Origin of the sequence: Selenomonas sp. KH1T6, from assembly GCF_900108415.1 — a bacterium.
Lineage (GTDB): Bacteria > Bacillota > Negativicutes > Selenomonadales > Selenomonadaceae > Selenomonas_B > Selenomonas_B ruminantium_A.
Window position 1 is genome coordinate 1 of the sequence record NZ_FNWN01000060.1, and the last position, 9,108, is coordinate 9,108.

General features: G+C 48.3%; 9 protein-coding genes. 7 read left to right on the forward strand and 2 right to left on the reverse strand.

What is annotated here, in order from left to right; all coding sequences use genetic code 11:
* On the forward strand, positions 1-225 hold a 225-nt coding region (locus BLW59_RS16615; RefSeq protein ID WP_139283611.1), incomplete at its 5' end, for a transposase.
* Between the two features lie 208 nt (positions 226-433).
* On the opposite strand, the gene BLW59_RS16620 is transcribed toward BLW59_RS16615, so the two are convergent.
* Positions 434-1,123, reverse strand: coding sequence for a sel1 repeat family protein (locus tag BLW59_RS16620; RefSeq protein ID WP_074698944.1), 690 nt, complete (start codon positions 1,121-1,123; stop codon positions 434-436).
* Between the two features lie 157 nt (positions 1,124-1,280).
* On the opposite strand from BLW59_RS16620, the gene BLW59_RS17890 reads away from it, so the two are divergent.
* From BLW59_RS17890 to BLW59_RS16640, 4 genes are read left to right on the forward strand one after another with little or no spacing between them, the layout of a single operon-like run.
* Positions 1,281-2,813 (forward strand): hypothetical protein, encoded by a 1,533-nt coding sequence (locus BLW59_RS17890; RefSeq protein ID WP_074698946.1) that lies wholly within the window; start codon positions 1,281-1,283, stop codon positions 2,811-2,813.
* 28 nt (positions 2,814-2,841) lie between these two features.
* Positions 2,842-3,042 carry a hypothetical protein gene (locus BLW59_RS16630; protein ID WP_074698948.1) on the forward strand — a complete coding sequence of 67 codons (201 nt, stop codon included), beginning with the start codon at positions 2,842-2,844 and terminating at the stop codon, positions 3,040-3,042.
* Positions 3,043-3,045: 3 nt separating this feature from the next.
* Positions 3,046-5,052 (forward strand): zincin-like metallopeptidase domain-containing protein, encoded by a 2,007-nt coding sequence (locus BLW59_RS16635; RefSeq protein WP_074698950.1) that lies wholly within the window; start codon positions 3,046-3,048, stop codon positions 5,050-5,052.
* Positions 5,053-5,064: 12 nt separating this feature from the next.
* Positions 5,065-6,735, forward strand: a complete 1,671-nt coding sequence (locus tag BLW59_RS16640) for a hypothetical protein (protein WP_074698952.1) — start codon at positions 5,065-5,067, stop codon at positions 6,733-6,735.
* A gap of 53 nt (positions 6,736-6,788) precedes the next feature.
* Here BLW59_RS16640 and BLW59_RS16645 read toward each other — a convergent pair whose 3' ends face one another.
* Positions 6,789-7,058: a hypothetical protein gene (locus BLW59_RS16645; RefSeq protein ID WP_074698954.1), complete on the reverse strand. Its 270-nt coding sequence runs from the start codon at positions 7,056-7,058 to the stop codon at positions 6,789-6,791.
* Between the two features lie 179 nt (positions 7,059-7,237).
* On the opposite strand from BLW59_RS16645, the gene dnaB reads away from it, so the two are divergent.
* Together dnaB and BLW59_RS16655 are read left to right on the forward strand one after the other, a co-directional pair.
* Positions 7,238-8,566, forward strand: a complete 1,329-nt coding sequence (gene dnaB / locus BLW59_RS16650; RefSeq protein WP_074698956.1) for a replicative DNA helicase — start codon at positions 7,238-7,240, stop codon at positions 8,564-8,566.
* Between the two features lie 115 nt (positions 8,567-8,681).
* Positions 8,682-9,053, forward strand: a complete 372-nt coding sequence (locus tag BLW59_RS16655) for a hypothetical protein (protein WP_175463489.1) — start codon at positions 8,682-8,684, stop codon at positions 9,051-9,053.
* Positions 9,054-9,108: the final 55 nt, after the last annotated feature.

The window sequence follows — 9,108 nt, forward strand, 5'->3', positions numbered from 1 at the left end:
GAACTCAGGCGACTTATCTATACCACCAATACCATAGAAGGCTTCAACCGCCAGCTCCGCAAGGTGACGAAATCCAAGTCCGTATTTCCGACAGATGACAGCTTGCTGAAAATGCTCTACCTTGCCATGATGGACATAACGAAGAAATGGACAGGCCGCCGCCAGGATTGGAGCATTATCCATGCCCAGCTGGCCGTCTATTATGAAGACAGGCTTCCGGAATAAAAAATCTGCACGTTCAAGGATTTCTTGACGTGCAGAGAGAAATATGGTTGGTATTAGTGACAAGGGCTTAAACCTCTTGTTTTAATAACAATTTTACATCACGATATGGAGTTTACACAGAATTTGGGACAGCCTCGTGGCCAGATAAACAATATATTGACGAAAAGCCCCGTACTTTCAGTGCGGGGTTTTTCGTCAATCCTTATCATCATCTAGCCGCTTCTGACATACCCTGTATTACCTCAAAAATAAGGTTAAACGCTTCATCTTCACCATTTTTAGCAGCATAATCTAAATATTTTTTTGCTTCCAATAGGTCGTTGGTGCAAGGTTTCACGTAATCAGATGGATAAGCAAGATGATTTTTGTAATCTCTATACCAATCCCAAAGATATAGTTCTCCAAGGCGATAAGCGGCAGAGGAATCACCAACATTAACCGCTTTAGAATAATAGATTTTACTGTCAAAATGGCAAATCCCTTCATCCTGTAATATTTTATACAAATAACCAGTTTTAGACGCCATTACCTTTTCGAAAACAGAACTTTCCTTAAATCTAGACAGATGCTCCAAAAAGAAGTGTCTGTAATATGCACTAGAACTTCCACGAGTACGGGCTTCAAAATCAATAGTTTCACCTATCCAATAATTAGTATTTATTTTGCCACTTTCTATTGCCCTGTCAAACCAATATATAGCCAAGAAAATTCCATCCATAATGTCTATATCATCATCCGATGAATCTACATTATCATCCACCTTTCGGTCTACTCTACGTAAATAGTCAAGTCCTATGGCTTCCATGGCGAAGGAATCTCCCCAAGCAACATTATTCATCAGGTATTGTATGTCACGCTCTTCATACAATTCTTTACCACGTTTTGTTGGGCACCACATAAAAGAATCTCTCCTCCTACTGACATATCGTATTTACCACAATACCATACTACCATGAAAAACTATACTTGTTGCTGATTTTTTGCGTTTGGTAAAACATTGTATAGTTTTCCAACCTCTAATCAGATTTACAATACCCCCATAGGAGGCGATAAAGATGCTATATGTTGCAAGGGATGGTGCCGGGGGCATCACAGCCATCTGTGATAACCCGGTCACTGCCGAGAACCTGCGGGCACTCATTGACGATAATATCGTGGAAGTGTCCACTGCCGGAGCGGCTGCAGGGGATTACGTTTTCACCATTGATGCCGTGGATGGCTCCCAGTATATTGTTACCAGCGAAGCAGAAGTAATGGATTTCGTCACTTCCACGCCGGGGCTGGGGTTCAAGCAAGACAGCCAGTTCTATGGCTTGCCGAAGGACGAGGCCAAGATAGCTATGCAGGCTTGGCTGGATGATGGCCACATGGCCAACGAACTTACGGAAGAAATAGACAATGCCGTGATAAGCGAGTACAGGACAAACTGCATATACTCCAAAGCCTCGCCTCTATTGGAGGGGCGAGACATTGACACCGCTTACAAGGAAATATTTGGCCGTGACTACCACGAGACGGCACCAAAGGAGGATGTCGCTATGAATGAGTACCAGAATGAAGAGCCGGAGCTGGATGAAGCGAACTTTGCCAGCTTAGTTGCCACCATGGAAGGGTATATGGAAGATGTGAAGGAAGCTGCCCCGGCAGCGGCCTATGAGCAGCTTGCTGCCCCTGCCGAAGAGCTTAAACAGCATATTGAAGACTGCCGGACTGCCGAAGAATGCTTCGGGCCAGAACCTGCTATCTGGGAGGGGTATCAGCCCAAGCATGAGGCAGTGTGCGACAGCTTGGACAATCTTTCCCGCACCTACCAGTCGGAAAATGCCTCAACGGAAGACAGAGCTGTGGCCTTAGATCACAGTACTGCGGCATTGAAAAACGCCAACAACTATCTCGTGGAGCAGCTGACTGCCGTGGAGCGGCGTAATCAGGATATGCTACGGGAAATGCAGGAACTCCGGCAGGAGCTGGCCGATATGCGTTCTTCCGTGCAGGGCTATTCCCCGGAGCAGTTTGCCCAGAGCATGGCGGTGGCCATCAAATTTTTGGAGGAAGCCAATATCATCTACAACCGTGCCCAGCAGCCCGGACGGAACTATGGCAAGCTCTTCAAGCACACCCGCCGTACCGTTCACAAGGTATACCGGGATGTGATTGACACACCCAAGCGTATCCGCAATGCTGCCAAGGACAAGGCCTACAGCGTGGTGGACAGCGGCATCCGCAAGATTGCCCGGGTCTTCGACAAAGGCCTCCAGAGCTTGCAGGAGAAAAAGGACAAGCTCATGGAAAAATCAGCGGCCATCAATGAAAAGAGGGAGGCCATCTACGGCAGGACGAGTGCCCCCAGCCAGAGCGAGAAACCGACAGAGGAAAAGGCAGATAACCACCTCCTTGACCTGAACAGTCTCCTTAAAGATGAAAATCGGGACAAGGCCGTGAGCCAGCTGGTGGATTTTCTGGTGAAGGCTGGGAAGAAGGAAGAGGGCATCACAAATCTCCTGTCCGAGGTCAAGGTCAAAGCTATGGCCGAAATGAAGAAACCGGAATACAAGGCCGTTCAGGCCGAGGCAGCCGCAGCAAGATAATTCATAGCTATAGAAGGGAGCAATTCACATGAGCGACAGCATATACACCATGACCGAAGAGGAAATCAAGGCACAGGGCATCGCCGAGGAAGCAGAAGATGCCATCACCGATGAAAACTACGCCGAGGCCTCTGAAAAGAACATCTGGGACGGAGAGAAGATGGTCACGGAAGCCCAGTACACCAAGGACATCATGGCAGCATACCACGCCCAGCAGAAGGAGGACTGACCCATGGCAACGGAAAAGATGGATTACTATCAGGAAGTCACCAATGACATCATCAAGGCTATCGAAGAAGGAACCACCCCTTGGCAGCAGGGCTGGGACAGCAAGGTAGGAGCTGCCATTGCCGCCGTGCCCATGAACGGCAAGACCGGGAGGCCGTATTACAAAGACAACCTCCTTCGTCTTTCCATCGTGATGAAGAAGCATGGGGACAGCAAAGACCCGCGTTTCTTCACCTTCAAACAGGCCAAGGACATGGGCTATTCCATTAAGAAGGGAGCCAAGTCCACCCTCATTCGCATGGGCTTCTATGCGGATAAAGACCTTGAGGGCAATGAACTGCCGGAGGATGAGAAGCATTGGACAAACAGATACTACCGTGTCTTCCACGCCTCCGACTGCTGCCTTGGCATGACCTATGTGAAGGATGAGCAGGGAAATCAGGAATATGCCCCGGTCTATGACAAGGAGGGCAAGCCCGTACTGGTGCCGGGGAAGGACAAGGACGGCAATACCATCATGGAGCCGAAGATGGAACCGGTCATAAGGTATGAACCTATCCCGGAGTATGTCCCCAAGGCCGTAGGCTATACCCATGATGACCAGATTGAAATTGCCGAGGCCATGCTGAAAAACTCTGGGGCCAAGATTTTCAATGACCAGGCAGACCAAGCCTTCTACCGTCCCAGCACTGATGAAATCCATCTGCCCAAGGTCGAGGCTTTCCCGGAGATTGCCGACTACTACGCCACAGCCCTGCATGAATTGGGGCACTGGACTGGCCATAGCAGCCGCCTGAACCGTATCGGCATGGGCAGCACCCAGTTCGGTTCCTCCACCTATGCCAAGGAAGAATTGCGGGCAGAGCTGGCCTCCACCTTCCTGTCTGCCGACCTGGGCATCCCCATGAACACCCAGAACCACGCCGCCTATGTGAAAAGCTGGCTCCAAGCCTTGAAGAACGACAAGACAGAAATCTTCAAGGCTGCCAATGATGCCTCCAAGATTGCCCGTTACCTTGAGGACTATGTGCGGGATTTGATGAAGGAGAAGCTGCAGAACAAGGCCGAAGAGGAAAAGCAGGAAGAAACGGCAGCTGCCGAACCTGAGAAAACTGCCGAAGAAGCCAAAGCACCAGCTCCCCCGGCCAAAGCACCAGAGGACGAAAAGCCCAAGGCCGTCACCCCCACGTCGGGAAAAGCCGCCAGCAAACTTTATGTGGCCATCCACCAGCTGCCGGCGGGGAGCGATTGGCGTTTTGACAGCTGGAAGGATGCCCAGAGTGCCCATGACAAAAGCAATCCCATGGATTTCAAGAAATATGAGCAGAAATGGCAGGAGGCCTACAGTCCCAAGGATGATGATGTTTCCTCTATCCTCGAAGATATCTATGCCAAGCACAACGCTGATGACAGACCTTCCGGGGAGGTCATGCCCTCTCTTTCCATGAGCGATGTGGTGCAGGTCAATGAGCGTTACTTCTATGTGGACAGCATTGGCTTTCAGGAAATCAATGTGAAGCCCTTCAAGGACATGGAGCTGATGAAAGCCGTATCCAATGTGAAGATAGCCGAAACCATTGCTGCCGACAGGGAGGCCATGGGGATGGAGAGGCACGATGCCTATATGAAGAGCTTCAACGAAGCCTACTTCGCCGGGTCCCCCCTGAGCAAGGAAAACACCGGCACCGTAGAGGAAGATTACCAGAAGTTTATCTTCGATAACGCCCATAAATACGGCCTTTCCAGTCTCCGCTCCGCTGACCAAGCGGGCTGGGAAAAGGCAGATGAAGCCTTTCTGGAAGCCGTTGCCCACAAAAGCTGTGAGAAGAACGGCTATGTGGACAAAACCGACCTTGACCGGGCCACCATCACCCTTTTCAAGCTTAGTCCCAGAATGACTGTGCTGGAAGGGGACAAGCAGGAATACACCAAGAAACTAAAGGATAACGTTCTGGCAGGAAACTTTTGCAAGGAGCATTCAGCCTCCAAGGAAGAAGCTGCTGCGAGATAAGAGGTAACGACCATGAGAACAATAGTAACAGACATTGACATCGAACGCCCCAAAGACGGCGAGCACTATACCGTTTACTACCGGCAGGGAGAGCTGGCTGGAAATATGCTTCTGCCGCAGGAAGCCGTAGATATACCGGGCAAGAACTTGTTAAAAGCAGCCCAGGAATACGTGGATGCCAATGGTAAAGAGGTGCCACATCTTAATGAAATGCCGAGGCTGGACGAGGTAGGGCCGGTTACCAGATACCTAGTCAATAGTTCCATCAGCCATAACTCTGGCATGGTATCAGTAGGCAGGAACCAAGATGAGGTAGAGAGCTTTCTGGCAGAAATTCAGGAGCAGGACAGAAGCCTCAGGAGCTTTGCAGATGTCATCAAAAGTCTGGAAGCGGATTTGAAGAAGTACCCTGCTCTTCGGGATAGTATTGAGTATTCCAGCCCGGATGAATACTGCCCCGCTGGGGAACCGGTGATACTCAGCTATACCACCTTGGGCAGTTCCTTTGCCAACAAGATAGATGTCATGAGAGATAAGCTCATATATGTAGACACCTCGGAGTTTTCAGAGCATGACTTTGAAAACCTCTGCAGATACATGGAACGGGGAACTAAGCAACAGCAGGAATCCTTCGGTACGGTTCATGCCGGTGATGTATGTATAGACATAGATGCCTGTTACAACATGCAGGAAGACCGTCCCGACATCAAGTTCATCTGCTATGTTCCCTCTGATAAAGGAGCACATTCTGCCTATGCTGAACCTGTAAAAGGCTATCCATACGAAGAATTTTACAGTGACTTCGGCCTTAGGGAAGTCATAGAGGTAGAGGTGTGCACTGAAACAGGTAATTTTGGTTTGTTCAAATCTGAGCTGCAGGAGCAGCTTGAGATTTATGCCCAGGAACGAATAGCAGATAACTTCCCCCAGAAGGGCTTGGATGCCCTGTTGTCCAAGGAAAGATTCTGGCAGTGCATGAGAGCCAAGGAAGAATGGCCCAGCTTTACCGTAATGCCTTCGCCTACGGACTTTGTCCACAATAGTGCTGCAGAACGCTATGATGATGTGGAGATAATCCCTCCCGGCTTCCATGATGAAACCGAGCCTAGCACTGATACTTACCCAGTCATTGCTGACAACGACGATTTTCTCTATATCGAAGAGGATTATTGGCATAAGAAATCCGCTGACATAAACGCCAGATACCGCCTTGTACTCAAAGATGCGGAAATGAGCTGTAAGGCTCTGGGAGATATGGCCAACACCTGCCCGGTGAATGGGGCACTGGCCTCCAGCAACCGCTTTGATGAGGTACACAAGAAAGCAAAGGAATTGCTGCCGAAGATGAAGGAGGCCAGAGAGCGGCTGGATGCCATGTACGAAACAGCTGTAACCATCCGCACCGCCTCATCAAACATGACCAACCAGTTCATGCAGGTCTACTGGAACGCCTACAACAGCCCCAACATGACAGATAAAGATGACCACGAGGCTGCTTGCTGCAAGGCCATAGCTTTCTGCATGGATAACGGAGCCACTCAAAGAGAAGTCCTGAAGCTGGTGGACACCAAGGCTCCCATGGCTGTGTGGGAGAAGGATGGGCAGTACGCCATCAAGACGGTGGGGGATGTGAACAGGGAGAGGGAAGCTGCCAAGGAGAGCAGCACAGATAGAAGCAGATAGCAAACGCCCCGGCATACACAAAGATTGGTGTATGTCGGGGCGTTTCGCCGTCTTCATATCCTGTCTGCATCCAGCGTGATAAGGTACCGGCGGTTATTGCCGACCTCGTAGTCCTTATCCATTTTCCACGCCAGTATCTTTCCCTGCCGCTTGAGTTCGCCCAGAACGCCCTCTTTCGTCCATGGCAGGACAAGGGGAACTGTTACCTCCCCAGAGGGCAGCAGACAGCCATAGGTGGCAAGTAGGTTGTCTTCGATAGCCCGGAGGGTATCTTGGTATGACTTGCCTTGCTCTTTGATGGTGGTTTGAATTTTTGCTTTCATGGGTAAAATTTATCGCAGAATCAAAGATATGTCAATTGTTAGGGAAAATTCTCTGATAGGTCAAATCTGATAGAGCACACTATTTTAACACTCTATACCCTTTTTCCTTGAGATAAACTCTAAGTAGGGATACTCATTTGTCAAAGCTGTATATCATAAAACGCAGGAGGAGTGCCGAAATGGCAGAGAATCGCATGCCACCCCAAAATATTGAAGCTGAAAAGGCTGTCCTGGGAGCTATGCTCATCAAGAAGGAAGCTATTATTGAGGTGCAGGAAATACTGGACCCGGAAGATTTTTATAGAGAAGCCCACAAGGTGGCCTACAAGGCCATGCAAAAGCTGACAGATAATGAAGAGGCGGTGGATATTGTCACCCTTACTGAAGAATTACGCAAGGAAGGGCATTTGGAAAGGGTAGGTGGTGTACGTTTTGTAACAGACATTGCCAATACTGTGCCTACTGCGGCAAATATTTTCTATCACGCCAAAATTGTCAAGGAAAAGGCAGAGCTGCGCCACCTTATAGATGCGGCTACAGCCATTGCTGCTGCTGCCTATGAGGACACGGACGATGTGACCAATATTATGGACGAGGCAGAAAAGCGCATTCTTGCCGTGGCGGCAGGGCAGAATACCAACGGTTTTGAGCCTATGAAGGCCATTTTGCTTCGCACCTTTGAACGCATCAATAATCTCTACGAATCAAAGGGAAATATTACAGGCATTTCTACAGGTTTCAAAGACCTTGATTACATCACCAGTGGTCTCCAGTCCTCAGACCTTGTGCTAGTGGCGGCTCGTCCCTCCATGGGTAAAACCGCATTCACGCTGAACATGGCCAGTTATATAGGACTTCACAACTTGGGTACTGTAGCGTTCTTCTCTTTGGAAATGAGCAAGGAACAGCTTATGCAGCGCGTGCTATGCTCAGAGGGAGGCATTGATGCCCAAAGGCTTCGCACAGGGCAGTTGGAAGATGACGAGTGGACGCGTCTGGTGGAAACCAGCAACCGACTTAACAATGCTCCTATCTACATAGAAGACACAGCAGGTATTACGGTAATGGAGATGCGCTCCAAAGCCCGTCGCCTGAAGGCAGAGCATGGCCTTTCCGTTATATTTATTGACTATTTGCAGTTGATGCAAGGGCGTGGTTCCAAAAATAGTGATAATCGTAATCAGGAGATTTCTGATATTTCTCGTTCATTAAAAGCATTGGCTCGCGAGCTAGATGTTCCAGTTATAGCCCTTTCTCAGCTTAACCGTTCAGTAGAAAGCCGCCAAGTAAAACGTCCTATGCTTTCTGATTTGCGTGAGTCAGGTTCTTTGGAGCAAGATGCGGATATTGTCATGTTTCTTTATCGTGAAGACTACTATGACAAGGACACTGAGGCGAAGAACATCACAGAGGTTATCATTGCCAAACATCGCAATGGGCCGGTGGATACGGTCAAACTATATTTCCAAAAGGAATTCACAAAGTTTAGAGATTTGCTGATAGAGTGAGATAGAAACTAATATATATAAATGCCTCACAACAAGGAGGTTGATGAAAAAATGCCAACATTAAGGAATTTAGCAAGCTAAGTAATTAAAAATGTGGGGGGAAAAAATGGTGAGCATGAAAGGAAATGCAATAGCAGAAGTCAAAATTATGATAAAGAAATCTGAAATGTATAACGAAGGATACCTTGAAGGATTCAGTGATGGTTATGACCGTGGAGCCAATGATAGATACCAAGAAGGGCTTGATGATGGCTATGTGATAGCATTACGCAATGTTAAGGTCATGGTGGAGAAAAAGTTAAATAGTCACGAAAGAATTGAGGAATTATGTTATGGTTATGACCCTGGCGATAAAGAAAAAAACAAAAAGTGTTTTGATAATGGCTATGCAATAGCATTACGTAACGTCAAGGTTATGATAGAAGAACAGCTTAAAAGTCGCGGGAAACGAGGCTGTCCCAAATTCTGTGTAAACTCCATATCGTGATGTAAAATTGTTATTAAAACAAGAGGTTTAAGCCCTTGTCACTAATACCAACCAT